Genomic DNA, 24,534 nt, shown 5'->3' on the forward strand with positions numbered 1-24,534 from the left:
CACGGGGCAGACCTTTGACCAAGCAAGACATCAGGAGGACCGACATGGCCTGGAAGACCCTCGACGACATGGAGCTCGGCGGCAAACGCGTGCTCACCCGCGTGGACATCAACGTGCCGGTGGACGGCGGCGTGGTCACCGACGCGACCCGGATCGAGCGCGTGGCCCCCACCGTGCAGGACATCCTGTCGCGCGGCGGCACCCCGGTATTACTCGCCCACTTCGGTCGCCCCAAGGGCCAGGTCGTGCCCGAGATGTCGCTGAAGATGCTGGTGCCGGCGCTCGAGGCCGCCTTCGGCACGACGGTCAATTTCGCCACGCTGGACGAGGCCACCGCGGTGATCGCCGCCTGCGCCGAGGGCCAGGTCGTGCTGCTCGAGAACACCCGTTTCGAGCCCGGCGAAGAGAAAAACGACGCCGAGCTCGCCAAGCGCTACGCCGCGCTCGGCGATGTCTACTGCAACGATGCCTTCTCGGCGGCGCACCGCGCCCATGCCTCCACCGCGGCGCTGGCCCACCTGCTGCCCTCCTGCGCCGGTCGTCTGATGCAGGCCGAGCTCGAGGCATTGGAAGCCGCGCTCGGCGCGCCGAAACGCCCGGTGCTGGCGGTGGTCGGCGGCGCCAAGGTCTCGACCAAGCTCGACCTGCTCGGCAACCTCGTGGAAAAGGTCGACATGCTGGTGATCGGCGGCGGCATGGCCAATACCTTCCTCGCCGCACAGGGCGTGGACGTGGGCAAATCGCTCTGCGAGCACGAGATGACCGGCACCGCCCGCGAGATTGCCGAGAAGGCCGCCGCGGCAGGCTGTGAGATCCTGCTGCCGCGCGACGTGGTGGTGGCGCGGGAATTCCGCGAGAACGCACCGTCGGAAGTGGTGCCCGCCGAATCCTGCCCCGCCGACGCGATGATCCTCGACGCCGGCCCCGACAGCGTGGCGCATGTGGAGCAGGCCATCGCCCGCGCCGAGACGCTGATCTGGAACGGCCCGCTCGGGGCCTTCGAGATCGCCCCCTTCGACGCGGCCACCAACGCGGCGGCGAAATTCGCCGCCAAGCGCACCGCGCGCGGCGAGCTGGTCTCGGTGGCCGGCGGCGGCGACACGGTGGCGGCGCTGAACAAGGCCGGCGCGGCGGACGACTTCACCTATATCTCCACCGCCGGCGGTGCCTTCCTCGAGTGGATGGAAGGCAAGACCCTGCCCGGCGTCGCCGCGCTCGGCTGACCAGATAGAGCCGATCGGCCCGCGAGGCGGGCCGATCGGCCACAATCGGCGCGCAATCGCACCGAAACTCCAGGAACCGGCGCCACGGGGGATTTTCATGCCGCCTTGGCTGTGTCAGGGTTTCCCCCACGTCGGACGCATCCCCGCGCAATGAGGGATCGCGGCGCAGAGCAGACCAACCGGTAGACAGGCATCAGGAACCACGCACATGACAGGCAGACGCAAACCGGCTTTCGGCGGCCTTGTTTTCGCGGTGATCACCCTGAGCCTCTCGGGCTATTTCACCTTTGCCGCCGTTCAGGGCGATTACGGCCTGTTCCGCCGCGCCGAGATCGAGGTCGAGGCCGACCGGCTCACCGCCGAGCTTGACGGGATCAACGCCGAGGTGGCGCATATGGAAAACGTCACCCAGCGCCTGTCGGACGACTATCTCGACCTTGACCTTCTCGACCAGCAGGCCCGCGACGTGCTCGGCATGATCCGCTCGGACGAGATCGTCGTGCGCTGAGCGCACGCAGGTATGGCCTGCGCTAAGCGCGGATAGACCTACCTTTCACCGACCATAGGCCGCGCGCCCCGCCACGCCCCGACGGGCGCCGTCCTCGTCAATCGTCTTCGCAATCGAGCGCCCGTGCCGGGCGCTTTCGGGGCTCCGCCCCCGCACGCCGCTCCGCGCCGCGCTCCCCCGCGTATTTTCAAAGAGAAGAAGGCACGGACGCTTCGAGGCTTCTTCTCTTTCCAAATACGCATGGCGAGGCAGCCCACAGGCGCGCCCTCGCCGGGACGCCGCGGGCGGCGGGGTTTTGCCACCTGCTTGCCGCAAGGTCCGTCAGCGCCACTTTTTGTCGAAACAGCCCGCTCCGCCCTTTGACACTCTGGCGCCAGCGTTTTACTGTGGGAGAAAGTTTAACACTAAACTAGTTGGGAGGAGTCCCCATGGCCGCCCGGAAACCATCCGCCAAGCCGAACGTCTCGCCCGAGGAGCTCAAGCAATACTATCATGACATGCTGCTCATCCGCCGCTTCGAAGAGAAGGCGGGTCAGCTGTATGGCATGGGGCTCATCGGCGGGTTCTGCCACCTCTACATCGGCCAGGAAGCCGTCGTCGTCGGCCTCGAGGCCGCTGCGAGCGAGGGTGACAAGCGCATCACTTCCTACCGCGACCACGGGCACATGCTCGCCTGTGGCATGGACCCGAACGGGGTGATGGCCGAGCTCACCGGCCGCGAGGGCGGCTACTCCAAGGGCAAGGGCGGCTCGATGCACATGTTCAGCCGCGAGAAGCACTTCTACGGCGGCCACGGCATCGTTGGCGCGCAGGTGCCGCTCGGCGCCGGACTCGCCTTCGCCGACGCCTATCTCGGCAACGACCGCGTCACCTTCGCCTACTTCGGCGACGGCGCGGCCAACCAGGGCCAGATCTACGAGACCTTCAACATGGCCTCGATCTGGAAGCTGCCGGTGATCTTCGTCATCGAGAACAACCAGTACGCCATGGGCACCGCCCAGAAGCGCTCGACCTCGACCGAGGAAATCTACACCCGCGGCGCGCCCTTCGGCATTCCCGGCCAGCTGGTCGACGGCATGGACGTGCTGGCGGTCAAGGAAGCCGGCGAGAAGGCCGTGGCGCACTGCCGCGCGGGCAATGGCCCCTACATCCTCGAGGTGAAGACCTACCGCTACCGCGGCCACTCGATGTCGGACCCGGCGAAGTACCGGACCCGCGAGGAAGTGCAGAAGATGCGCGACGAGCGTGACCCGATCCAGAGCGTGCGCGACCTGCTGCTGCAGGGCAAGCACGCCACCGAGGACGATCTCAAGGCGATCGACAAGAACATCAAGGACATCGTGAACGCCTCGGCGGAGTTCTCGAAGGAGAGCCCGGAGCCGGCGCTCGAGGAACTCTGGACCGACATCTACGCCGACGAAGTGCCGCAAGGCGACGCGGTAGAGGCCTGAGGCAGAAGGACTAGACGGATATGGCAACCGAAATTCTCATGCCCGCGCTCTCGCCGACCATGGAAGAGGGCACGCTGGCCAAATGGCTGGTCAAAGAGGGTGACACCGTAAGCTCGGGCGACATTCTCGCCGAGATCGAGACCGACAAGGCCACCATGGAGTTCGAGGCGGTCGACGAGGGCATCGTCGGCAAGCTGCTGATCGCCGAGGGCACCGAGGGCGTGAAGGTCAACACCCCGATCGCCGTGCTGGTCGAGGAAGGCGAGGATGCCTCGTCGATCGAGACCTCCTCGGGCGGCGACGCCGCCCCCGCGCCTGCCGAGGAAGAAGCCCCGGCAGCGCCGGTCGAGGCGGCCCCCGCCTCTGCCCCGGCAACCCCCAAGGCCAAGGCGGTCGAGCCCGACTGGCCCGAGGGCACCGAGATGAAGACCCAGACCGTGCGCGAAGCGCTCCGCGACGCCATGGCCGAGGAAATGCGCTCGGACGCCAACGTCTTCGTCATGGGCGAGGAAGTGGCCGAGTACCAGGGTGCCTACAAGGTGACCCAGGGCCTGCTCGACGAGTTCGGCTCCAAGCGCGTGATCGACACGCCGATCACCGAGCACGGCTTCGCCGGTATCGGCGTCGGCGCGGCCTTCGGCGGGCTGAAGCCGATTGTCGAATTCATGACCTTCAACTTCGCCATGCAGGCGATCGACCAGATCATCAACTCGGCAGCCAAGACGCTCTACATGTCCGGTGGCCAGATGGGCGCGCCCATGGTGTTCCGCGGTCCGAACGGTGCCGCCGCCCGCGTCGGCGCTCAGCACTCCCAGGACTACGCCGCATGGTACGCCATGGTGCCCGGCCTCAAGGTGGCGATGCCCTATTCGGCCGCCGACGCCAAGGGCCTGCTGAAGAGCGCCATCCGTGACCCGAACCCGGTGATCTTCCTCGAGAACGAAATCCTCTACGGCCGCTCCTTCGAGGTGCCGGTGATGGACGACTTCACCGTGCCCTTCGGCAAGGCGAAGATCTGGCGTGAAGGCACCGATGTCACCATCGTCTCCTTCGGCATCGGCATGACCTACGCCCTCGAGGCGGCGGACAAGCTGGCCGAGGATGGCATCTCGGCCGAGGTCATCGACCTGCGTACCCTGCGCCCGATCGACTACGGCACCGTCATCGAGTCGGTGAAGAAGACCAACCGCTGCGTGACCGTGGAAGAGGGCTGGCCGGTGGGCTCCATCGGCAACCACCTGTCGGCCTACATCATGCAGAACGCCTTCGACTGGCTGGACGCCCCGGTGATCAACTGCACCGGCAAGGACGTGCCCATGCCCTACGCGGCGAACCTCGAGAAGCACGCGCTGATCACCACCGCAGAGGTGATCGACGCCGTGAAGCAAGTCACCTACCGGTAAGGAGAGCGTCATGCCCACGGAAATCCTGATGCCCGCGCTGTCCCCCACCATGGAGGAAGGCACGCTGGCCAAGTGGCTGGTGAAAGAGGGCGATACCGTCAGCTCGGGCGACATCATCGCCGAGATCGAGACCGACAAGGCGACGATGGAATTCGAAGCCGTCGACGAAGGCACCATCGGCAAGATCCTCATCGAGGAAGGCAGCGAAGGGGTGAAGGTGAACACCCCCATCGCGGTCCTGCTCGAAGAGGGTGAAAGCGCCGACGACATCGAAACCTCCGCGCCCAAGGCCGAGGCGAAAGCCGAAGCACCCAAGGCGGAAGAAGCCAAGGCAGCGGCAGCCACCCCGGCAGCCGGCTCCGCAACCCCTGCCCCGGCAGCGCCTGCCGCTGCCGATGGCAGCCGCATCTTCGCCTCGCCGCTGGCCCGCCGCATCGCGGCGGACAAGGGGCTTGATCTCTCGCAGGTCAAGGGCACCGGCCCGCACGGCCGCATCGTGAAGGCTGACGTCGAGGCCGCCAAGCCCGGCGCGGCAGCCGCCCCGGCGGCAGCGTCCGAGACCAAGGCTGCCGAGGCTCCGAAGGCCGCGGCCATGCCCGCCGGTCCCGGCGCCGACGCGGTGCGCAAGATGTACGACGGGCGCGAGTTCGAAGAGGTCAAGCTCGACGGCATGCGCAAGACGGTGGCCAGCCGCCTCACCGAGGCCAAGCAGACCATCCCGCACTTCTACCTGCGCAAGGACATCAAGCTCGACGCGCTGCTCAAGTTCCGCAGCCAGCTCAACAAGCAGCTCGAGGCGCGCGGCGTGAAGCTCTCGGTCAACGACTTCGTCATCAAGGCCTGTGCCCTGGCGCTGCAGTCCGTGCCCGACGCAAATGCCGTCTGGGCGGGCGACCGCATCTTCAAGCTCAAGCCGTCCGACGTGGCAGTGGCCGTGGCGATCGAGGGTGGTCTCTTCACCCCGGTGCTCAAGGATGCCGAGATGAAGTCGCTCTCGGCGCTTTCGGCAGAGATGAAGGACCTCGCGGGCCGGGCCCGGAACAAGAAGCTGGCACCGCATGAGTACATCGGCGGCAGCTTCGCGATCTCCAACCTCGGCATGTATGGCATCGACAACTTCGACGCGGTGATCAACCCGCCGCATGGCGCGATCCTCGCCGTGGGCGCGGGCGTCAAGAAGCCGATCGTCGGCGCCGATGGCGAGCTGGCCGTGGCGACGGTGATGTCGGTGACGCTCTCGGTCGACCACCGGGTCATTGACGGCGCGCTGGGGGCCGAGCTTCTGCAGGCGATCGCCGACAATCTCGAGAACCCGATGGTGATGCTCGCCTGATCCGGGCGCATCGCTGGAATAAAGAACGGCCCCACTGCAACGTGGGGCCGTTTTGCTTTGCCCGGCCCCATGGCACCGCTTTCGGCATTGAAACGCAAAGGGCGCGGACCCGCCGGCCCGCGCCCCTTTTCAGTCAGGTGGATGCGTTTATTGCATCGCGCTGTCGAGGAAATCCGCCACGACGTTCGACATGTCGAAGGACGCCCCGCCCTGCACCGGCGGGTATTCTGCCAGCGTCTGCAGGTGTTGGCCCATGAGCACGCTCATCGGCTGCATCAGCCAGGACACCTTCTGCATCAGGTGCCCGTAGGCGTCGGTGCTGCTGTAGCTCTCGAAGGGGTCCATGCGGATGTTGAACACCAGCGGCGCGGTGCGCGCCTGCAGGCTGTCGTAATAGTCCTCCTTGGTGGAGAAGTGGAACTTCCACGGACCCATGCGGACAGCGGTCAGCTTGCTCTCGTAGTAGTGGAAGATGTGCGTACGGCGCGAGGCGTCCTCCTCGCCCATCCAGTACGGCAGGTTGTTCACCCCGTCGATGTACTGCTGCTTCTCTTCCATGACCTCGGCGGCCACGTCCTCGATCCCGGCGGCAGCGGCCAGCGAGGTGAACATGTCCTGGTGGCCCTGGATGCCGTTGAGGATTGTCCCGGCCTCGAGATGGCCCGGCCAGCGCACCATCGACGGCACGCGCACACCGCCCTCGTAGGTGGTCATCTTCTCACCGCGGAACGGCGAGGTGCCACCATGTGGCCAGGAGTTGTGCTCGGGTCCGTTGTCGGTCGAGTACCAGACGATGGTGTTGTCGGAGAGCCCCTGCTCGTCGAGCCAATCGAGGACCATGCCGATGTCGTGGTCATGTTGCAGCATCCCCGAGCCGTAGAGATCGGCTTCCGAGGTGTACTCCTCGGCAGCGTAGCGCCATTCGTCGTTGAGCCGCGTGTAAAGGTGCATGCGGCTGGTGTTGAGCCAGACGAAGAAGGGCTCGCCCGCCTCCTTGGCCGCGGACATGAAGTCGATCGCCAGCGGCAGCACCTCTTCCTCGTCGAACATCTTCATCCGCTCCTGGGTGAGCGGGCCCGTGTCCTCGATGGTCTGCATGCCGACCTTGCCGAAGCGCGGCTGCTCGGTGGGGTCGTCTGTCTCGGAGGCGAAGGAGTGGATCACCCCGCGCGTGCCGAACTGCTCCTCATAGGCCTCGAGCGAGCCCGAGAAGGCCTCGCCGAAGCGCTGGTAGTCGCGCTGCTCGGCCTCTTCTTGGGTGTTGAGGTGGTAGAGGTTGCCGAAGAACTCGTCGAAGCCGTGCACGGTCGGCAGGTGCTCGTTGCGGTCGCCGAGGTGGTTCTTGCCGAAATGGCCGGTGCGGTAGCCGACTTGCTTCAGCTCCTCCGCCAGCGTCGGCGAGGCCGCCTGAAGCCCGAGCGCAGAGCCCGGCTGGCCCACCGTCGTCATGCCCGAGCGGATCGGGTACTGCCCGGTGATGAAGGCGGCGCGGCCGGCGGTGCAGCTTGGCTGCGCGTAATGGTCGGTGAAGCGCACACCTTCCATCGCGATGCGGTCGATGTTGGGCGTCGTGTAGCCCATGGTCCCCATTCCGTAGGATGAGAGGTTGGACCAGCCGATGTCGTCGCCCCAGATCACGAGGATGTTCGGCTTCTCGGCCTGCTCCTGCGCGACGGCGGGTGCCGCGAGCCCCAGAACGGCGAGCGGAACCGCCAGAATATGTGTCCTCGACATTACTTTTCTCCAAAATTCCAGACGTTTGGGTAATGTTCCCCAAAGTAAATTTACACACGCTCTGCGCGTGTTGTCAGGCGAATCCCGGGTCGCAAGAATTTCGTGACGTAACGTAATTTTGATCATGCCGGCGCTGCCGAGGCAGCTGGACACCGTCCCATGCCCAGACGTCATGCGCTGTCTGCATGGCGAGGTTGCGCAAGCGTCGCTTGCGAAGATGCACCTGCAGCATACCATTGGGCCGTGCTGCATGGCGGCGGACGTCCCATGTCCTCCGCGGTCCGGCGCTCCCTAAATCCGACCTCCGCCCACATCCGCCTCCCGGAGCTGAGACATGGCTATCCAAGACCGTCAGGGCCTGCTGACGATCCTCTCGCTGGCGCTCGGCGCCTTTGCAATCGGCGTCTCCGAGTTCGCCGCCATGGGGCTGCTGCCCTATTACGCCGCCGATCTCGCGGTGAGCGAGCCCGACGCCGGCCACGCGGTGAGCGCCTATGCGCTCGGTGTCGTCGTCGGCGCGCCGGTGCTGGCGGTGCTCGGCTCGATGATCCCGCGCAAGCTGCTGCTGATTCTGCTGATCTGCTTCTTCGGCTTCGGCAACCTGCTCTCGGCCATGGCACCGGACCTGCCCCTGCTGATCGCCGGACGCTTCCTCGCCGGCCTGCCGCATGGCGCCTTCCTCGGCATCTCGATGCTGTTCGCCGCCGAGTTCTCGCCCGAGGGCCGCAAGGCGCGCGGCGTGGCGCAGGTGCTGATGGGGCTGACGCTCGCCAATGTGATCGGCGTGCCGCTGGCGGGTGCCGCGGGTCAGGTCTTTGGCTGGCGGCTCTGCTTCGTGGTCACCACCGGCATCGCCGCGGCCTCGGCGCTGATGATCGCGCGCTTTGCCCCCAGCGTTCAGTCCGGCCCCATGCCGAGCCCCCTGCGCGAGCTTTCGGCGTTGGCCAACCGCGCGGTCTGGGGCACGCTGCTCATCGGCGCAATCGGCTTCGGCGGGGTCTTCGCGGTCTATTCCTATTTCTCGGCGGCCATGCTCGATGCCACCACCGCGCCCGGCTGGGCGATCCCGCTGGCGCTGTCCGGCTTCGGCCTTGGTGGCATCCTCGGCAACCTGATCGCCGGGCGGCTCGCGGACTGGTCGCGGCTCGGCGGCGCGCTTGTGCTGCTCTCGGGGATGACGCTCATGTCGCTGCTCTACGCCGCAGTGATCGGCGACTGGGTCATGATGAGCCTCGCGATCTTCCTGCTCGGCAGCACCGCCAGCCTCGCCATCCCGCTGCAGATGCGGCTGATGGACGTGGCGGGCGAGGCGCAGACCCTTGCCGCGGCGCTCAACCACGCCGCCTTCAATGCCGCCAACGCGCTGGGGCCGTTCCTCGCCGGACGCGCGCTGGCCGCGGGCCACGGCTGGGACGCCACGGGACAGGTCGGTGCGGCGCTGGCGGCGGGCGGCATCGTCATGCTGGGCCTCGCATGGATGGAGAGCCGCAGCCGCGCGCGCCGGGTCATGCCGGCGGTGGCGGCAGGAGCCTGAGCCGGGCTCGCCCGGCGGCTTCGTCTTGCGTCCGGGCGGATCGGCGCCCCCCCTTCAAAGCAAAAGGCGCGGTCCTACCGGGCCGCGCCTTTCTCAATTCCCCGTGGCCGCGCCTCAGTCGCTGCAGTTGCAGCCGGTCAGCTTCTGGTCCATCGAGCGCGAGGGCTGGTCGCAGCCTGCCTCGCCGACGATCTTCGCGGGCACCCCGGCAACGGTCTTGCAGGGCGGCACCTCGGCCAGCACCACCGAGCCCGCCGCGATGCGCGAGCGGTCGCCCACCTTGATGTTGCCCAGCACCTTCGCCCCGGCACCGATCAGCACGCCGTTGCCGATCTTCGGATGACGGTCTTCGTCCTCCTTGCCGGTGCCGCCAAGCGTCACCGAGTGCAGGATCGACACGTCATCGCCGACCACCGCCGTCTCGCCGATGACGATCGAGTGGGCGTGGTCGATCATGATGCCCTTGCCGATCTTCGCCGCGGGGTGGATGTCAACGCCGAAGACCTCGGACGAGCGCATCTGGAAGAAATACGACAGGTCACGCCGCCCCTCGCGCCACAGCCAGTTCGCCACGCGTTGGCTCTGCACCGCCTGGAAGCCCTTGAAGTAGAGCAGCGGCTGCAGGTAGCGGTGGCAGGCCGGGTCACGCTCGTAGGTGGCCTGGATGTCGGCCCGCGCCTTCAGCGCCAGCGAGGGGTCGGAACTGTAGGCCTCGTCGCAGATCTCGCGCAGGATCTGCTCGGACATCTCGCCGTTCGCCAACTTGAGAGAAATGCGATACGCCAGCGCCCGCTCGATGGTCGGATGGTGCAGGATCGAGTAGTGCACCGACCCCCCAAGCAGCGGCTCTGCGGCGACGACCTCCTCGGCCTCATGGACGATGCGGGCCCAGACAGGGTCCAGTTCGGCGATCTTGGCACGGGTCTTGGCCATTGGAATCCTCCGTCAGTTGCCGGCCACTCTAGCAGATAGCCGTCACGGGTCGAAATGCAAAACCGTGATCTAGGGGATCGCGGACGGAGATGAAAGAGCCGATCAGGCCGAGAGTGCCAATCGCGCAAAGGGGCCCGGCCCGTAGCGCGCCGAGACCTGCGCCACCTGCACCTCGTAGCCGCCCGTCAGCCCGTCCTGCGCCGGGTCATAAGTCCATGACGGAGCCGTGCAGAATGCCTCGCGGATCACCGCGCCGCCCTGCGTCACGCGCGCGAGGTAGCTCTCGCTTTCCTCGCCGAGCGGCACCTCGGGCAACTCCCAGTCGTCGCCGTCTATGCGCGTGCGCCGGATCCAGCTGAGCGCCAGTGCCGAGCCGCCAAACGCCTCGGCCCGCAGATGCGCCGGCCGGTAGGGCCGCAGCCCATTGCCGTCGAAGGCCAGCAACTGGTGCACATAGGATGGATCGTCGTAGCCGCGCCGCGCCGGGCCGATGCGGAAGTGCCGGGCCTGGCGCCGCTGCGCCGGGGCGAGCGCGATCTGCTGCGCCGAGCCGTCGATCAGCACCACCCAGGAGCCCGCTGGCCAGGCACCGGGCATCAATCCGTCGCTGCCCGCCTGGCCGCGCAGCCGGTGCGACAGCAGCCAGCGCCCCGGCTCGAGCAACTGCGCGTCGCGAAACTGGAAGAGCTCCCAGTTGCCCGGCGTGCCATCGCCGATCGCCATCACGTTCGCGCCGCCCAGCAGCGCCTCTTCCGAGACCGACTGCAGAGCGCCCGAGCGCATCTGCACCTGCAGCGCCTCGCCCCGGTCCACCCGCCCGGTCGGCGCAGCGAAAAGCGGCGTCTCGGTCACCCCAACCGTGGCACGCGCGGCGATGATCTCGTTCAGCACGTAGTCGGCGTCCGACACGGAGTCGTAGACCGCAACGCTGCCCGGCCAGGGGCTGGCAGTCACCGCGAGATGCGGCGCGTGCGGCACCTCCTCGCCGCTCATCAGCGGCAGGTCCAGGAACAGCGGCTGCACCGGAACCGGTGCCGTAAACGGCCGCAGAAGGGGATCGCCGTCGCCCATGTCGGCGGGCAGGTAGGTGTCGGGCTCGATGCGCACCGCCTCGATTTTCTGGTGGCTGCCAATTTCGACCTGATCGATGCGGGCACGTAGCGGCCCCGAGTTTCCCGGCAGTTCGATGATGTCGCCGGCACCCAGCGGCAGCTGCGAGGGCGGCAGGGCAAAGCGCAGGTTCTCGCGGGCGATGCGCGCCTCGGCCAGCCAGCGTTCGAGCACCATGCGGCCTTCGGCCCGGGTCAGCGCCATGGTCAGCTCGGTCTCTGCAACGGCATGGGTCTGCGCGTCGGGCAGAACCACCTCCTCACCGCAGATCGCGTGATCTCCGTCCGCTTCGACGAAGCGCAAGCGCAACCGCCCGGCCATCTCGGCATCGGCCGCGCGGGTCAGCAGAAGGTCGCTCTCCTCGCCCGCGTCATGCACCAGCGCAGCCGGGTCGAGCGCCACGGCCCGCCGTCCGCGCCGCGGCAGGAAGACCAGCGCGCCGTCACGCTCGATCGCGTCCACGCCATGCGCCAGCAGGAGCGGCTGCAGCGCCGCGCGCGCGTCCGACAGCCGGTCCAGGTGATAGCCCCGCACCCAGCCCCACAGCCGGCTCACGTCGACCTCCCGCGCCCCCGCCCGCGCGCAGACCTCGGCCACCACCGAGGCCAGCGTCCGCGCCGAGCAGCGCCCGTTCAGCCAGTGCCCACGCCGGTAATTGCTTCCATCGTTCCACAGCGCGCCAAGCCCCGGAAACCAGGGGTAAGGCCGTGCGTCCCAGGCCCAGACCAGCGCGCGCGACATGTCGATCATCGGCGCGCCGTAGAGCTCGGACACCGGGTTGTGCGCCGGCTCGTTCCAGTAGGCATGGACCGCGCGCAGGTATTGGCGCTGCATAAGCTCATCGCGCAGACCATTGGAATACCTAGGAAGATCGCTTTCGGAGCTTTTCGGATCGAGGAACTTGTTGGGCTGGTTCGCGCCCTTGTCCACGGCGGCACAACCAAGCTCGGTGAACCAGATCGGCTTGCTCTGCGGCTCCCAGCCGGTCGGCAGAGCCTGCCGCACCCCGTCGATGCGCTCGTGGTGCCGGCTCGACCACCAGCTGCGCAGGTCCTTGTAACGGTAAACCCAAGGCTCGCCATGCGCCCCGTCTGTGATCGGCTCGCGGCGCTGCGCCGCGCGGGCCTCGGAGGAAGGGTAGTACCAGTCATACCCTTCGCCGCCCGCGACATTGGCCATCAGGTAGTCGGGATTGTAGATCGCACCCCAGGCGGCATCGGCGTGGTCGTCACCTTCGCGCCAGTCGGCGATCGGCATGTAGTTGTCGATGCCGATGAAATCGATCTGCGGGTCGCTCCAGAGCGGATCGAGGTGGAAGTAGACATCGCCCGAACCGTCCTGCGGATGGTAGCCGAAATACTCGCTCCAATCCGCCGCGTAACCGATCTCCACCCCCGGTCCCAGCAAGGCGCGGCATTCGCCGGCCAGCGCGCGCAGCGCCTCGACCGCCGGGAAGCCCCCTGTGCCGCGGATCTGTGTCAGCGCCCGCATTTCCGAGCCGATGCAGAAGGCCGAGACCCCGCCAGCCGCCGCGCAGAGCGCCGCCTGATGCAGGATGAACCGGCGGAAGGACCATTCGTCGGGACCGGAATAGCTGACCTCGTCCGCGGTGACCGAGAAGTCCGCCGCTGCGGCGGTGCCGAAAAAGCCCGCCACCTCGGCTTCCGCAGCGGCGGTGCCGTCGGGCGAGCCCTCCCGTCCCGGCGCGCGGCTCAGGGTGATCCGCCCGCGCCACGGCAGCTCCGGCTGTTCCTCGGCCCCGGTCCAGGGATCGGTCAGCCCGTTGCCCGCCATCTGGTCCATCAGGATGAAGGGATAGAAGACCACCTCCAGCCCGCGCGCCGCCATCTCCCGAAGCGCCTCGATCACCGAGCCATCGGCCGGCGTTCCGCCGTAGACCGGGCGTCCATCCAGATGCGGCACCTGCTCCGCGGCACCGCGCCCGAGCCCCGACACGCTCCAGGGCATCTGCGCCGAATCCCACTCGGCCTGTTCGACCTTCGGACGGATGGAGCACTCGCCGCAGCGCAGGTCGTCCCCGAACCAGCTCACCACCAGCGAGGCGGCACGGCAGGCGGGCAGCTCGTCCCGCAACTGGTTCAGCGAGACAAGGAAGTCCGGGCTCTCGGCGGGCGTGTTGAGGTTCACCGCCCCCTGCGCGCCGCCGCCGTAGTCCAGGTAGACAGGCCGCGTTGCCAAGGCGTATTCGCCGGTTCCGGGGATCATCGCCACGCCGCGGATCGCGCCGGGCACGTCCGCCGTATCCGCCAGTTCGGGCCGCGTCACCTCGAAGCTGAACTGCGGCACGCGGTTCCCGAAGCGTTCGAGCATAAGGTCCTCGATCACCACGTAGGCCGTGCCACGGTAGGCAGGCACCCTGCCCGCGCCCTCCACCGCCTCCATCTTGGGATCGGGCGTCTGGTCGCGGCTGCCGGAATAGACGCGCATGTCGAGGTCACGCACGGCGATCTCGACCCCGTCGGCCCAGACCCGGTTCACCCCGGTGATCTCGCCTTCGCAGAGCGCCAGCGCGAGGCTGACCGAATAGCTGTAGCTCTTCACCGTCGTCTCGCTGCGCGGGCTGCCCTTGCCGCCACCACCGCCGCTGATCTTCTGCTTGCGCACGTGCTCGCTGAATTCGGTCGCCCAGATCACCTGCGCGCCGACCCGCATCCTGCCCCAGACCTGCGGCACCGCCGCGCCCTCACCCGCACCGGCAAGGCGGAACCGCTCTATGCGCCCGGTCTCGACCGTCTCGGAGCCAGCCCCCATGAGCCGCTGGTCCAGCGCGCGGCCCAGCCCCGCGCCGATGAAACGCCCGACCGCGGTCATCGACAGGCCGAGGAACGACCCGCCGACGGCGCTACCAAGCGCCGCACCGGCAACGGAAAGGAGGATCGTGGCCATCAGTCTTGCTCCCTCGGAAAGGCAAATCGCGCCGCCAGCCGGCGGCGCCAAGGCAGGGTCAGCGCGCTCTCGATCACGCCATGACCGCTATAGGCATGCACGAAGCTGGCGCCCGCACCGGTCCGCGCCTGCAGCCCGAGATGCTTGGCGACCGCCCCCTCGCGCATGCGGAACAGCAGCACGTCGCCGGGGGCCTCGTCGCCGGCACACTTTGTCCGCAGGTGGCGCAGCGCCGCACGCAGCAACGCCTCGTCGCCCTGCGGCTCGGACCAGTCGCGGCTGTAGGCGGGCACCTGCTCTGGCTCGGGCCCGATCACCTCGCGCCAGATCCCCCGCAGCAGACCGAGGCAGTCGCAGCCCGCCCCCTTGACCGAGGCCTGATGCAGGTAGGGTGTGCCGATCCAGTCCCTCGCGCTGACAACGATGCGTGCCCCACTCATCGCCGCGACCCCCCACCGGTCGCCGCCGAACGGCTGGTGTGCAACAGCATCCAGTCGTCCTCCGGAATATCCGGAAACCCCTGGAAGTTGACGAGGTTGTCGAACTTCAGGCGGCAGGTTTCCATGCGCCTATCGCAGCCTGCGGTGACCCGGCACAGATCGCCCGGCGAAAGCCTTGCGCGCAATGGCTCCCAGAGTTCGATGATCCGCACGCCTTCCTGCAGCCGGTCGCGCTTGACCGCCGCGCCGAGCCCCGCACCGGCACCGTCCAGCATCTCCAGTCGGCCGCGTACAAACCAACCCGCTTCGAAGCCCGGCAGGCTGCCCAGTTCGAACCGCCGCTGGTCCTCGACCGTCAGCACCGCCCCCTCGTAGGTATAGCCGGGCGCGCCGAGACCGAACCGGCAGTCGGCATCCCCCAGCACCGCCGAACACGGCTTCTGGTACACTCGGCCAAGCGGCACGTTCAGCGCCTCGGTGAGCCCGCGCAGTTCCGCGTGAAAGGCGCCGTCGCCGCGGCGGATTTCCCCGATCGTGCCGCGAAAGGTCACCCGGCGTTGCGAGACATCGGCCCAGTTGACCAGCCAGGCCAGCAGTTCAGCCCCGTCGAAGCGCCCGGCCTCGATGTCGGCCTCGGACAGCGATGCCCCCGAAAGCGCGCCCATCGCCTCACTGTTGTCCACCGACAGGCCGGTCGACTGTTGCAGCGCCAGCGCCGTCAGCCCCGAGCCGGCGCGGAAGATCAGCCCATCGAACGCAAGATCGCGGTCATGGTCGGTGAACCCGTAGCGCTGGCCGTCGGACCGCGTCAGCGCCCAGCAGCGCGCCACGGTGGTCGGCCCCTCCGCAAGGTGCGCGTGAAGCTCCGCCGCCCCCATCAGACCCGAACCTCAACCACCGGTACGTCGGGCACCTGCCCGGCCTGGAAGCTCGCCACCGAGACCGCGATGCGATCGGTATCGAAGCGCACCGGCACGTCGAACTCGAAGCCCGCGCTGACCTCGACCCCGGCAAGCGGTGGCTCGACGAAGGTGATCCGGCCGGAGGCGGTATCGATCTCGAAATGGGCGCCCTCCTGCATCTCCACGTCCTGTACCGCCGCCAGCACCGTGCCGGCCACCGGCTTGGTGATGGGCCGCGCGTAACTGGCGGCGCCCGAACGATAGGTCTTGATCAGCTGGAACACCCGTGTCGCGCCATCGCCCCGGGCAATCACCTGGTCCGTCGCCGAGACGGTCTCCGAAGGCAGGCAGGACTTGTAATCAGACCAGTCCTTCCAGCGAAACCCGTAGAGCTGCCCGCGCCGCGCCTCGAAAAAGGCCAGCAACTGCGCAATGTCATCCAGCGAGCGCAGCCCCAGCCCGGCGTCGAAACGCCGGCGCGAGTTTGCCCACGGCGTGTTGCGCTCCTCGAAGCCCGAGCTCAGCTCGACCACGTCAGTGCGCCGTTCTGGCCCGCCCATGGCCCCGAAACTCAGGTCGGCGGGAAAACGTGATTCATGAAAGCTCATGGCCCCTCCTCAGCGGTTGCGCGCGCCCTGCGAGAGCACCCGGCTCATCTGCGCGGCGATCTGCGAGCGGCTGCGCCGGAAGCCCTGCACGTCGGGCGTCTGGATGTTCATCACCACGGAGACCGCGCCGCGTCCGCCCTCGGCGCGGACACCGAGCCGGCCGTCAGCCCCGCGCTGCAGCGGCAGGATCGCCTCCGGCCCCGCCTCGCCCATGAGCCCTGTGCCGCCCCGCATCGGAAAATGCACCGGCCCGCTGACCACGCCGCCGCTGGCAAAGGGCATGACCCGCCCCTGGGTGAAGGCCCCGCCCTGCGCAAACGGCGAGAAGGCCCCGAAAAGCTGTGTCATCCCCGCCGAAAGCGCGCCGCCAAGGTGGTCGGTCACCGGGCGCACCGCGGCGCGATAGGCGCTGTCGACCACGCTGCGCGCGACCCGCTCCAACGCCTCCGATGCGCGCATCCCGTCAAACACCACCCCGTCGAAGGCCCGCGCCAGCCCGCGGCTGAGCGTCCCCTCGAGCTTCGAGGCGCCCTTGCCGGTGGCCGAGAAAGTCTCATGGATGCGTTTCAGTTCGGCATCGAACCCCGCGGCCATGGCCGCCGCGCCGCCCAGTCCGGATTCCAGCCCGGCCAGAGCCGTGTCGAGATCGTCGAAACCGTCGAGATCGGTCATGTGCTGTCTCCCTCAGCCGCGTCCGGAAAGGCCGCGATCAGCTCCTCCAACCGCGCCCGTCCCATCGCGCGCGCTCCGCGTTCCTCTCCCAGCATCAGCCGCAGTTCCGCCGGCGTCAGAGCCCAGAACTCAGCCGGGCGGAGGCCAAGGCCCCGCAGCCCCGCGCGCAGCAGTGCCGGCCAGTCCAACGCACTCACTCGGCGTCCTCCGGCAACGTGAAGGCCCGCGCCAACAGCTCCGCTGCCGCCCGCGCCGCCGCCATGGGTCCGCCGCCGATCTCGGCGCTTACGAGATCGCCCGCCGTGCCCTGCCAGCCACCTCCGCGCAGACCCGCGACGATCAGTGCCAGCACGTCCCGGCTCGAACAGGCCCCGGCCTCGAAGCGGCGCACCAGGTCGACCAGCGTGCCTTCCACCAGCGCCGCCTCCAGCTCGGCCAGCGCGCCGAGCGTCAGGCGCATGACCCGCCGCTCGCCGTCGAGGACCAGTTCCACCTCGCCGCGCCAGGGGTTCGCCACTTAAGCCCCCACCATCGCCACGAAGCTCAGCGCCCCGGCCGAGGCGAGCGCGATCTCGTAGGTCGCCTCGCCGTCGTGGCTGCCGGCATATTCGATCGAGGTAAGCTGAAACGGTCCTTCGACGGTGCCGAAATCGGGGATGATCACCTGGAAATCCGGGGTCTCGCCGTCAAAGAAGATCTGCCGCGCCCGCTCATCCGTGCCCGCGTCTCGAAACACGCCCGAGCCCGAGAGGTTGGCCGATTTCACCCCCGCCCCGGCGAGCAGCTCTCGCCAGCCGCCGGTGCTCCCGAGCGAGGTGACGTCGACGCTCTCGGCGTTGAAACTGACCCGCGTCGCGCGCAGCCCCGCCATGGTTTCGAACTGACCGTCGCCGGTCAGGTCGAGCTTGATCAGAAGGTCTTTGCCGTTCTGCGCAGCCATAGTCGCAACTCCTTGCTGTGGCGCGTCACGCGTCTTCGACGCGCGCGCGGAATGTCATCTCGATGCGGCGCAGACCGCCGCTTTCACGCCGAGCCCGCGCGCGGCGAAAGCGCAGGCTCACCAGCCGGCCCCGCGCCAGCGACAGATCGGCCTCGTGCAGGAGATCAGAAACCGCTCCGGCCACCGCCTTCGCTGCCGAGAACCCCGCGGCCCCGCTGATCACCGCCACCGTCAGATCGTGCCAAGCCCCAGCCGCCGAGCGGTCCGAGGCATCGCGCACGCGCTCGGCCCCGAGCGTCACGTAGAGCCCCGGCAGCGTGCCCGAGGGAGGCGCGTCATAGATCGCCTCGCCGACCAGGCCCGAGAGCGCCCCATCGGCCCGCAGCGCATCGTAGAGCGCCGCCTGAAGCGCGGCGGACATCGCGTAGCTCATGAAGCCACCTCCTCCTGCGCCTCGCAGGCGAGATAGCGCCCCGCGTGGTCGCGCTCGCTGACCGAAAGGATGTCAAAGACCCGCTCGCCAAGCCGGAACCGCTGCCCGGGCAGCGGGCGGCCCGATCCCCCCTCCGGCGCGCCGCGCACGGTGATGCGGTAGCGTCCGCGCGCCACCGGCCCCGCCTCGCCCTGCACCTCGCGCCCCGATCTCGGGGAAAGCTCGGCCCAGAGCGTGCCCAGCACCTGCCAGCCCGCGGTGAAGCCGCCGGTGCCGTCGGGCACCTCGGTCGGCGCCTCGAGCACCAGGTTGTGCGACAGACGCAGCGGCCTCATGCCGAGAACCCCATGCGCAGCGGTCGGTAGCGCGCGATGAGCGCGGTCACGCCGAAGGGCATGCAGCCCTGGCTCAGCGCGGTCTCGTCCCGGTACTCGTAGTAATGCGCCGCCAGCAGCAGCACTGCCTGCCCGAGGTCTGCCGGCAGGTCGTCGAAATTCTCGGCGTAGCCGGCGGTGAAGCGCACCTCCGCGGAGCCCCCCGTGGGAATGTCGGGCAGCGCCGCGCTCTGCGGCCGCAGAATGGGCGCGGCGGCGTCGATCTCCAGCCGGTAGCGCTCGGCCCCGACATCCTGCGCCACCCCGTAGCGGTCCACCAGCGTCAGCTGCGAGACCGCGCTCACCGGCGCCAGCGGAAAGACCGCCCCCTGCGCGTCGCGCCATCCGTGCAGCGTCCAGAGGAAGCCTCGTGACAGCAGCGCCTTGCCCGTACGGGCCTCGATTGCCGCCAGTGCCGCGCGCAGGAACGAATGAAGAACATCGTCTTGCAGCCCGTCCTCGGCAAAGCCACTGCCCATGCGCAGCTGCCGTCTCAGCGCGGCGATGGGCAGCGCCGCGTCAGGCACCTGGGTTTCTTCGATCACCATCATCAGCTTTCTCCGCACATCCCCGCGCGTGCCCGGCGGCGGGCCCACCGCCCGCCGCCCTCACCGTTCCGATCAGCTGGTGGCGCAGCGCAGCAGCTTGATCGCCGCAAAATCGCTTACGTCGCCGCCCACGCGCTTGGTCGCGTAGAACAGCACGTTCGGCTTGGCGCTGAACGGATCGCGCAGCACCCGCAGGTCGGGACGCTCGACGATGGTGTAGCCCGCACCGAAGTCGCCGAAGGCGATAGGATAGGCATCCGCCGCAATGTCCGGCATGTCCTCGGCGATGAGCACCGGGTAGCCCAGCAGCCGCGCCGGCTGCCCCGCCGCAAGCCCGTCCGACCACAGGTGCCGGCCATCGGCGTCCTTGAGCTTGCGCAGCGACCCGGCGGTCTTGGAGTTCATCACAAAACAGCCCTTCGCCCGGTACTCGGCGCCCAGCGCATAGACCAGATCGATGATCGCATCGCCATCGCCGATGCCCGCCGCGGCGCCCGAAGGCACGTAGCCGAGGTTGCCCCACTCCCAGATCTCGTTGTCGATCATGTCGTGCGACAGGATGCCCATCGGCTTGTCGACGCCGTCCCCGGTGATGAAGGCCGAAGCCTCGGCGCGCGCAAACCGGTCGGCGATGCGCCCGGCCAGCCAGGCCTCGAGATCGAACGCGGTATCATCCAGCAGACGCTGCGAGGCCTTGGGCATGGCCGAAAGCTCGTGCAGCTTGATCTGGATGCGGTCGATGGTCGGCGTCTCGCTCTCGCCGGTCTCGGCCACCTCGTCGGCCCAGCCCGCGCCGGTGTCGCCCTGGTCGACAAGCACGTCAAAGGACGAGGCCTCGACGGTGACGACGGCGGCAATGGCCCGGATCGAGGCGGCGCTCTCCAGCACCGCTTTCACCGTTTCCGAGGTCACCGGATCGACGAGATACCCACCGTCGGCGGCCACCGCGGTGGACAGTGCCTTGCCCTCGAGCACAAGCCCGCGCAGGCCGTCGTCGTCGCCGGTGCGCAGGTAGGCATTGAACGCCTTGCGGTGCGGCAGCTCCGGCTCTCCCATGGTGCCCAGCGCCGGGCGCGCCGCAGCAAGCGAAGTCTTTGTGTCCAGCATGGTCAGTCGCTCTTCGTATGTGTCCAGTTTCGCGTGAATGTCGGCACGCATGGCCCTTATGTCCGCGGTCAGCCCCGCCATCGCGGCGCCCACCCGGGCGACCGGGGACAGATTTTCCCCGGTCCGAGAATGGCTCTCGGTTGTGCTCATCAGCTCGGTCCCGTGTTGAAGGCGCGCGTCAGCCGCCCGCCAGGTCGAGGCGCGCGGCATCGATGGCCAGCGCCAGCTCGCGCAGCATGTCCGGCTCGGGGCTGTCCCCCTTGGCCGCCACCCGCGCACTGGGCAGCATCGGGAAGGTGACAAGCGACACCTCCCAGAGCTCCAGTTCCTTGAGGAGCCTGCGCCCCTCGCAATCCTTCACCGCCGTGACGGTGCGATAGCCGATGGACAGCCCGTCGATGGCCCCAGCGGCGATCAGCGCTGCGGCTTCGCGCCCCTTCTCGACGGTCTCCAGCAAGCGTCCCGTCACGTGCAGCCCCCGCTCGTCCTCGCGGACCTCGTTCCAGATACCGATGGGCTGTGCCGGATCGTGCTGCCAGAGCATCCGCACCGCGCGCCCCTCGGCGGCGAGCCGTTTGAGCGACGCGGCATAGGCCCCCCGCACCACGATATCCCCGCCCTGGTCGGCGCTGCCGAACAGCGAGGCATAGCCTTCGATCCTTGTCCCATCCGAGACGCTGACAGCCGCGGTGATCTCACCGCCGAGACGGCAGAACTTGTGCTCCAGTTCCATGAAACGCTCCCTTGCGTGTGCGACCCCTCAGGGCGTCATGCTGATCAACCCCTGCAGCGCCTGTGCCATCAGCCCCGCGGCAACCCCGTAGACCGCCAGCCAAAGCCGCTTCTCCAGCCGCTCCAGCAGCGCCTCCAGTCGCGCCAACCGATCCTCCAGCGCCGCGATCTGCACCGCGCTGAGCCGCTCGTGTGCCTCCAGTCGAAGCGCGGGGGCGCAGGCGAAGGGCTCGTAAGGCAGCCCGCGCTCATTCACCTTCGCCCTCCTCGGCCAGCGGCGGCAGCCCCAGCATGCGCCGCTTCTCGGGCACCGTGAGAAAGGCCGCCTCGGACACCCGCCGCCAATGCGTCTCGCGCTCGACCGACAGGGCCGGCACCTGGTCGAGATCGGGCTTCAGCTCGATCTGCTCGCCAGTGAACCCGGAGAGCCACCTGCCCAGCGCCGTGCTCACCCGCTGTGCGAGCGGCAGCACGGTCAGCCGGTAGAAGGCGCGGTTGGCCTCCTGGTAGTTGGCATAAGTGGCATCCCCTGGGATCCCCAGCAGCATCGGCGGCACCCCGAAGGCGACGGCAATCTCGCGCGCGGCAGCTTCCTTGGTCTGCCGGAACTCCATATCCGAGGGTGAGAAGCCCATCGGCTTCCAGTCGAGCCCGCCCTCCAGCAGCATCGGCCGTCCGGCATTGCGCGCGCCCTGGTGCTGGCTCTCCATCTCCGAGACCAGCCGTTCGTACTGGTCCTGCGCCATGGAGCCCTGCCCGTCACCGCCACTCCAGACAATAGCCCCCGAGGGTCGCGCTGCATTGTCCAGCAGCCCCTTGGACCAGCGCGAAGCACTGTTGTGCACATCCAGCGCCTGCGCGGCGGGTTGCAGCGGTGACAGCCCGTAGTGGTCGTCCTGCGGATGGAAGCACTTCACGTGGCAGATCGGCGCCGGATCGCTGCGCACATCGAAGCGATGCGCCCGGCCGTCCACCTGGTATTCATAGGCGACAGGCCAGCCATCGGGACCAGGCACCAGCCGCATCCGCTCCGAGCGGAGCACGTGCAGTTCCGCGGGCAGTCCTCCACCGCTTCCCACCGCCTCGAGATACCCATCCCCCGACAGCAGCAACTGCCCATAGAGCGCCTCCAGCAGTTCGGCCCGTCCCTGCGCCGGGTTCGGGGCTCCAATGCGCTGCAGGATGGGATGGGCGCTGTAGCGCATTTCGGCGTCCTGCAGGACCAGAGGCAGCGCCGCGGCGGCCTCGGCGATCAGCTTCACCGCCCGGAAGCCGACCGGGTTCCCAGTGAACCCCTGCCGTGTGAGCGAGCCGGTATCGCGCGGCGACCAGGCCACGCGACCGGACGCCTGGACAGCGATCAGCCTGCCCGCGGCAGATGCCTTGGTCTCGCGGCGTTCTTCCGCCCCGCTTCCCCGCCGCAGAAAGTCGAACACCATGTCCCGCTCCTTGCTGGTCTCCGGTCCGAGGCCCGCACGGCCCCGGTTCGCGTTGAGAAAGAAATTAGACGCGTCCTGTTAACCATTCGCTCCCAAGCCGCGCGCCGGTCCCGCAACACGCGTCCGGAGCTCCCGCCTCAACCTGCGCACCACAACAGGCGGACACATAGCGGCGAGATCGCGCCATGCGTATTTTCAAAGAGAAGAAGCAGGGGGAGCCTGCAGAGCCTTCTTCTCTTTGCAAATACGCCCAGGGGGTGAGGCCGCAGGCCGAGGGGGGCGGCGCCCCCCTCCTTCGCCGCCCTCACAGCACCCGCAGCCGAGGCCGGCGCCAGCTCTCCGACGGTCCGGTGACAAGCTCGGTCAGTGCCCAGACCAGCGCATCCACACGGTCGGGCGAGCCCTGCCCCTGGAACCCGGCCCCGGTCATCAGCCCCATCTGCTCCTCCAGCAGGTCGAACCTCCGGGCGTGGCCGATGCGCCCCTGTTCGTAAAGCGCCGCCACCGGCTCGGCGCGCAACGTCTTGCCGCGCGTCGCGGTGACCTTGCGCAGCGGCACCGAAGGCGCCACCTGCCGCAGCACCGCCTCGACCATGGCGCCCCCCTGGTTCACCTCGGCGACGATCCGGTCCGCCTGCCAGCGCTCATAAGCCTCGACCGTCGCACGTGCCCAGCCCGTGGGGCCCATCCCCTGCACCGAGGCATCCTGCAGCACGAAGGCCTCCCAGCCCTGCGGCGGGCCGTCACACAACACCCCGCAGACCACGATGCCGCAGGCGTCCGATCCGGCGCCATCCCCCGCAGGCGGGTCCACAGCCACGACGATACGATCGAACCGCCCCGGCACCTTGCGCAGCCGCGCGCGCTCAAGGACCTCCTGCGTCCAGAGCGTGCCGTCCACGTCCGAGACCATCTCGCCATCGAGCTCCTGTCGCGCAAGCCGGGTCGCCCCGTAGCGCGCCCGGACCTCGTCGAGGAAGCTGGCTGCGAGGTTGGCCCTGTTTGCCTCGGTCGGGGCCCGCGTCACCACGGTACTCTGTAACTCCAGCAGCTCCTTCAGCACGCCGATGTTGCGCGGGGTGGTGGTCACGCAGGCGCGCGGCTGGTCTCCCAGCCGCAACGCGAACTGCAGCATGTCCCAGGTTTCCCGTGCCTTGCGCCACTTGCCCAGCTCGTCCGCCCAGGCCGCGTCGAATTGCGGCCCGCGGAGCGCCTCTGGGTCATGGGCGGAGAAGACCATCGCCTCGGCCCCGTTCGGCCAGCTGAGGCAGCGCCGCGTGGCGCTCCAGACCGGCCTCCGGTCGGGTGGCGAGCAGGCCAGGATGCCGCTGTCGCCAAAAACCATCACCTCGCGCGCCTGATCGAGCGTCTCCCCCACCAGCGCCACGCGCTTGCAACGGCCCTGCGAGAGCGGCAGCGCGCCCTCCACCATGGCACGCACCCATTCCGCGCCGGCCCGGGTCTTGCCCGCCCCGCGCCCGCCCATGATCACCCAGGAGCGCCAGTCCCCTTCGGGCGGCAGCTGATGCTCCAGCGCCCAGAACTCGAACAGAAAGGGGAGCGCCAGGCGCTCCCCCTCCGACAGCTCATTCAGGAAGCTCTCCTGCACCGCAGCACCGGCGGAGGCGAGCCATGCGGCAGCCGACCTCAACCCGTGCGCGTTCGAGATCGAGCGCCCAGTCCCCGGCAATTCCCTTCTGCTTGCGTCTGACATGTCTGATCTGTGCCTCCGTTTCATGGGCGACCTTCAGCCAGTAGCGCAGGTCCGCCGCTGCCTTGGAGGTCTCGGGTTTGTCCAGGGTTCCGTCTTCGTCGAAGCGGTCGCGCAGGCGCCGCATGTCGTTGCCGAGATGCCGCAGCATGTCAGCCAGCTGCTCCCGCTCGTCTTCGAGACGGCTCAGCTCTTCTTCGAGATGGATGAGGATCATCGCTCGATACCTTTCTTGCCTGTATGGTATTGCCTGTAGAGAGTGCCTCGCAGGCGGCCGCGGCGATCTGAATGCCGACGTCGGGGCGCATGCGTGCGGAACGAAAAAGCGGCCGCCGGGGTCACCCCCGGGGCCGCCTGCCCATTTCGTCCAGCATCCGGAAAATCTACCCGGGACCGTCCGCAAAGTCAAGATTACGCCCCCGAACGCCAAATTGTAAACTTCTGTTTATAATGAACAATAATCCATTGCCGCACCGCACAACGACGCACCTG

25 protein-coding genes are annotated in these 24,534 nt (G+C 68.4%); 6 read left to right on the top strand and 19 right to left on the bottom strand.

Annotation, left to right across the window (positions count from 1 at the left end):
- Positions 1 to 44 precede the first annotated feature (44 nt).
- The 5 genes from BM397_RS03960 to BM397_RS03980 all read left to right on the top strand — a co-directional run bounded on the left by BM397_RS03960 (position 45) and on the right by BM397_RS03980 (position 5,918).
- Positions 45 to 1,223 carry a phosphoglycerate kinase gene (locus BM397_RS03960; RefSeq protein ID WP_092422087.1) on the top strand — a complete coding sequence of 393 codons (1,179 nt, stop codon included), beginning with the start codon at positions 45 to 47 and terminating at the stop codon, positions 1,221 to 1,223.
- A gap of 208 nt (positions 1,224 to 1,431) precedes the next feature.
- Positions 1,432 to 1,731, top strand: coding sequence for an FtsB family cell division protein (locus BM397_RS03965; RefSeq protein WP_092422090.1), 300 nt, complete (start codon positions 1,432 to 1,434; stop codon positions 1,729 to 1,731).
- 428 nt (positions 1,732 to 2,159) lie between these two features.
- Complete coding sequence (gene pdhA, locus BM397_RS03970) at positions 2,160 to 3,182, top strand: pyruvate dehydrogenase (acetyl-transferring) E1 component subunit alpha (RefSeq protein ID WP_092422093.1); 1,023 nt, start codon at positions 2,160 to 2,162, stop codon at positions 3,180 to 3,182.
- 20 nt (positions 3,183 to 3,202) lie between these two features.
- On the top strand, positions 3,203 to 4,585 hold the full coding sequence (locus BM397_RS03975; protein ID WP_092422096.1) for a pyruvate dehydrogenase complex E1 component subunit beta: 1,383 nt from the start codon (positions 3,203 to 3,205) through the stop codon (positions 4,583 to 4,585).
- A 10-nt stretch (positions 4,586 to 4,595) separates the two neighbouring features.
- The gene (locus BM397_RS03980; protein ID WP_092422099.1) at positions 4,596 to 5,918 is read left to right on the top strand and encodes a pyruvate dehydrogenase complex dihydrolipoamide acetyltransferase; all 1,323 of its coding nucleotides are present in this window, start codon (positions 4,596 to 4,598) and stop codon (positions 5,916 to 5,918) included.
- A 147-nt stretch (positions 5,919 to 6,065) separates the two neighbouring features.
- Here the strand turns inward: BM397_RS03980 and BM397_RS03985 are convergent, their stop codons facing one another.
- Entirely contained in the window at positions 6,066 to 7,652 is a 1,587-nt protein-coding gene (locus BM397_RS03985) for an arylsulfatase (RefSeq protein WP_092422102.1), read from the bottom strand.
- Positions 7,653 to 7,986: 334 nt separating this feature from the next.
- Between BM397_RS03985 and BM397_RS03990 the strand changes: the two genes are divergently transcribed.
- A complete protein-coding gene (locus BM397_RS03990; protein WP_092422105.1) occupies positions 7,987 to 9,186 on the top strand; it encodes an MFS transporter in 1,200 nt (399 codons plus the stop codon).
- 114 nt (positions 9,187 to 9,300) lie between these two features.
- Here the strand turns inward: BM397_RS03990 and cysE are convergent, their stop codons facing one another.
- The 18 genes from cysE to BM397_RS29600 all read right to left on the bottom strand — a co-directional run bounded on the left by cysE (position 9,301) and on the right by BM397_RS29600 (position 24,259).
- Positions 9,301 to 10,119 carry a serine O-acetyltransferase gene (gene cysE / locus BM397_RS03995; protein ID WP_092422108.1) on the bottom strand — a complete coding sequence of 273 codons (819 nt, stop codon included), beginning with the start codon at positions 10,117 to 10,119 and terminating at the stop codon, positions 9,301 to 9,303.
- 102 nt (positions 10,120 to 10,221) lie between these two features.
- Entirely contained in the window at positions 10,222 to 14,136 is a 3,915-nt protein-coding gene (locus BM397_RS04000; RefSeq protein WP_092422111.1) for a baseplate multidomain protein megatron, read from the bottom strand.
- On the bottom strand, positions 14,136 to 14,576 hold the full coding sequence (locus BM397_RS04005; RefSeq protein ID WP_092422114.1) for a C40 family peptidase: 441 nt from the start codon (positions 14,574 to 14,576) through the stop codon (positions 14,136 to 14,138). The genes BM397_RS04000 and BM397_RS04005 overlap by 1 nt, the downstream gene beginning before the upstream one ends.
- Positions 14,573 to 15,454, bottom strand: coding sequence for a phage/gene transfer agent baseplate hub protein (locus BM397_RS04010; protein ID WP_092422117.1), 882 nt, complete (start codon positions 15,452 to 15,454; stop codon positions 14,573 to 14,575). Before BM397_RS04010 ends, BM397_RS04005 begins: the two co-directional genes overlap by 4 nt.
- Positions 15,454 to 16,086: a DUF2460 domain-containing protein gene (locus BM397_RS04015; protein WP_092422119.1), complete on the bottom strand. Its 633-nt coding sequence runs from the start codon at positions 16,084 to 16,086 to the stop codon at positions 15,454 to 15,456. Before BM397_RS04015 ends, BM397_RS04010 begins: the two co-directional genes overlap by 1 nt.
- Positions 16,087 to 16,095: 9 nt before the next feature.
- Positions 16,096 to 16,758, bottom strand: coding sequence for an RcGTA-type gene transfer agent tail tape measure protein (locus tag BM397_RS04020; protein WP_092422122.1), 663 nt, complete (start codon positions 16,756 to 16,758; stop codon positions 16,096 to 16,098).
- Complete coding sequence (locus tag BM397_RS04025; RefSeq protein WP_092422125.1) at positions 16,755 to 16,955, bottom strand: rcc01693 family protein; 201 nt, start codon at positions 16,953 to 16,955, stop codon at positions 16,755 to 16,757. Before BM397_RS04025 ends, BM397_RS04020 begins: the two co-directional genes overlap by 4 nt.
- Positions 16,952 to 17,275 carry a gene transfer agent family protein gene (locus BM397_RS04030; RefSeq protein ID WP_092422128.1) on the bottom strand — a complete coding sequence of 108 codons (324 nt, stop codon included), beginning with the start codon at positions 17,273 to 17,275 and terminating at the stop codon, positions 16,952 to 16,954. Before BM397_RS04030 ends, BM397_RS04025 begins: the two co-directional genes overlap by 4 nt.
- Positions 17,276 to 17,698, bottom strand: coding sequence for a phage major tail protein, TP901-1 family (locus BM397_RS04035; RefSeq protein WP_092422132.1), 423 nt, complete (start codon positions 17,696 to 17,698; stop codon positions 17,276 to 17,278).
- Positions 17,699 to 17,723: 25 nt separating this feature from the next.
- Positions 17,724 to 18,131: a DUF3168 domain-containing protein gene (locus BM397_RS04040; RefSeq protein ID WP_092422135.1), complete on the bottom strand. Its 408-nt coding sequence runs from the start codon at positions 18,129 to 18,131 to the stop codon at positions 17,724 to 17,726.
- Positions 18,128 to 18,466 (bottom strand): head-tail adaptor protein, encoded by a 339-nt coding sequence (locus BM397_RS04045; protein WP_092422138.1) that lies wholly within the window; start codon positions 18,464 to 18,466, stop codon positions 18,128 to 18,130. Before BM397_RS04045 ends, BM397_RS04040 begins: the two co-directional genes overlap by 4 nt.
- On the bottom strand, positions 18,463 to 19,056 hold the full coding sequence (locus tag BM397_RS04050) for a head-tail connector protein (RefSeq protein ID WP_092422141.1): 594 nt from the start codon (positions 19,054 to 19,056) through the stop codon (positions 18,463 to 18,465). Before BM397_RS04050 ends, BM397_RS04045 begins: the two co-directional genes overlap by 4 nt.
- Before the next feature lie 69 nt (positions 19,057 to 19,125).
- Positions 19,126 to 20,310: a phage major capsid protein gene (locus tag BM397_RS04055; protein WP_092422437.1), complete on the bottom strand. Its 1,185-nt coding sequence runs from the start codon at positions 20,308 to 20,310 to the stop codon at positions 19,126 to 19,128.
- A gap of 28 nt (positions 20,311 to 20,338) precedes the next feature.
- Entirely contained in the window at positions 20,339 to 20,893 is a 555-nt protein-coding gene (locus BM397_RS04060) for an HK97 family phage prohead protease (RefSeq protein ID WP_092422144.1), read from the bottom strand.
- Between the two features lie 27 nt (positions 20,894 to 20,920).
- Entirely contained in the window at positions 20,921 to 21,148 is a 228-nt protein-coding gene (locus tag BM397_RS04065; RefSeq protein WP_092422148.1) for a GTA head formation protein, RCAP_rcc01685 family, read from the bottom strand.
- The gene (locus BM397_RS04070) at positions 21,141 to 22,331 is read right to left on the bottom strand and encodes a phage portal protein (RefSeq protein WP_092422151.1); all 1,191 of its coding nucleotides are present in this window, start codon (positions 22,329 to 22,331) and stop codon (positions 21,141 to 21,143) included. The genes BM397_RS04065 and BM397_RS04070 overlap by 8 nt, the downstream gene beginning before the upstream one ends.
- A gap of 304 nt (positions 22,332 to 22,635) precedes the next feature.
- A complete protein-coding gene (locus BM397_RS04075) occupies positions 22,636 to 23,940 on the bottom strand; it encodes a DNA-packaging protein (RefSeq protein ID WP_245696007.1) in 1,305 nt (434 codons plus the stop codon).
- Complete coding sequence (locus tag BM397_RS29600) at positions 23,918 to 24,259, bottom strand: hypothetical protein (RefSeq protein WP_245696008.1); 342 nt, start codon at positions 24,257 to 24,259, stop codon at positions 23,918 to 23,920. Before BM397_RS29600 ends, BM397_RS04075 begins: the two co-directional genes overlap by 23 nt.
- Between the last annotated feature and the right edge of the window lie 275 nt (positions 24,260 to 24,534).

Source organism: Alloyangia pacifica, assembly GCF_900116195.1.
In the GTDB taxonomy this organism is placed as follows: Bacteria; Pseudomonadota; Alphaproteobacteria; order Rhodobacterales; family Rhodobacteraceae; genus Salipiger; species Salipiger pacificus.

Excerpts from the sequence above, each read along its gene's own strand:
- BM397_RS04035 (WP_092422132.1), bottom strand. The coding sequence starts at position 17,698 with ATGGCTGCGCAGAACGGCAAAGACCTTCTGATCAAGCTCGACCTGACC.
- BM397_RS04050 (WP_092422141.1), bottom strand. The coding sequence starts at position 19,056 with ATGATGGTGATCGAAGAAACCCAGGTGCCTGACGCGGCGCTGCCCATC.
- cysE (WP_092422108.1), bottom strand. The coding sequence starts at position 10,119 with ATGGCCAAGACCCGTGCCAAGATCGCCGAACTGGACCCTGTCTGGGCC.
- BM397_RS03980 (WP_092422099.1), top strand. The coding sequence starts at position 4,596 with ATGCCCACGGAAATCCTGATGCCCGCGCTGTCCCCCACCATGGAGGAA.
- pdhA (WP_092422093.1), top strand. The coding sequence starts at position 2,160 with ATGGCCGCCCGGAAACCATCCGCCAAGCCGAACGTCTCGCCCGAGGAG.
- BM397_RS04070 (WP_092422151.1), bottom strand. The coding sequence starts at position 22,331 with ATGGTGTTCGACTTTCTGCGGCGGGGAAGCGGGGCGGAAGAACGCCGC.
- BM397_RS03990 (WP_092422105.1), top strand. The coding sequence starts at position 7,987 with ATGGCTATCCAAGACCGTCAGGGCCTGCTGACGATCCTCTCGCTGGCG.
- BM397_RS04060 (WP_092422144.1), bottom strand. The coding sequence starts at position 20,893 with ATGGAACTGGAGCACAAGTTCTGCCGTCTCGGCGGTGAGATCACCGCG.
- BM397_RS04000 (WP_092422111.1), bottom strand. The coding sequence starts at position 14,136 with ATGGCCACGATCCTCCTTTCCGTTGCCGGTGCGGCGCTTGGTAGCGCC.
- BM397_RS03975 (WP_092422096.1), top strand. The coding sequence starts at position 3,203 with ATGGCAACCGAAATTCTCATGCCCGCGCTCTCGCCGACCATGGAAGAG.
- BM397_RS04020 (WP_092422122.1), bottom strand. The coding sequence starts at position 16,758 with ATGACCGATCTCGACGGTTTCGACGATCTCGACACGGCTCTGGCCGGG.
- BM397_RS04005 (WP_092422114.1), bottom strand. The coding sequence starts at position 14,576 with ATGAGTGGGGCACGCATCGTTGTCAGCGCGAGGGACTGGATCGGCACA.
- BM397_RS04015 (WP_092422119.1), bottom strand. The coding sequence starts at position 16,086 with ATGAGCTTTCATGAATCACGTTTTCCCGCCGACCTGAGTTTCGGGGCC.
- BM397_RS03985 (WP_092422102.1), bottom strand. The coding sequence starts at position 7,652 with ATGTCGAGGACACATATTCTGGCGGTTCCGCTCGCCGTTCTGGGGCTC.
- BM397_RS03965 (WP_092422090.1), top strand. The coding sequence starts at position 1,432 with ATGACAGGCAGACGCAAACCGGCTTTCGGCGGCCTTGTTTTCGCGGTG.
- BM397_RS04010 (WP_092422117.1), bottom strand. The coding sequence starts at position 15,454 with ATGGGGGCGGCGGAGCTTCACGCGCACCTTGCGGAGGGGCCGACCACC.
- BM397_RS29600 (WP_245696008.1), bottom strand. The coding sequence starts at position 24,259 with ATGATCCTCATCCATCTCGAAGAAGAGCTGAGCCGTCTCGAAGACGAG.
- BM397_RS04040 (WP_092422135.1), bottom strand. The coding sequence starts at position 18,131 with ATGAGCTACGCGATGTCCGCCGCGCTTCAGGCGGCGCTCTACGATGCG.
- BM397_RS03960 (WP_092422087.1), top strand. The coding sequence starts at position 45 with ATGGCCTGGAAGACCCTCGACGACATGGAGCTCGGCGGCAAACGCGTG.
- BM397_RS04055 (WP_092422437.1), bottom strand. The coding sequence starts at position 20,310 with ATGAGCACAACCGAGAGCCATTCTCGGACCGGGGAAAATCTGTCCCCG.
- BM397_RS04045 (WP_092422138.1), bottom strand. The coding sequence starts at position 18,466 with ATGAGGCCGCTGCGTCTGTCGCACAACCTGGTGCTCGAGGCGCCGACC.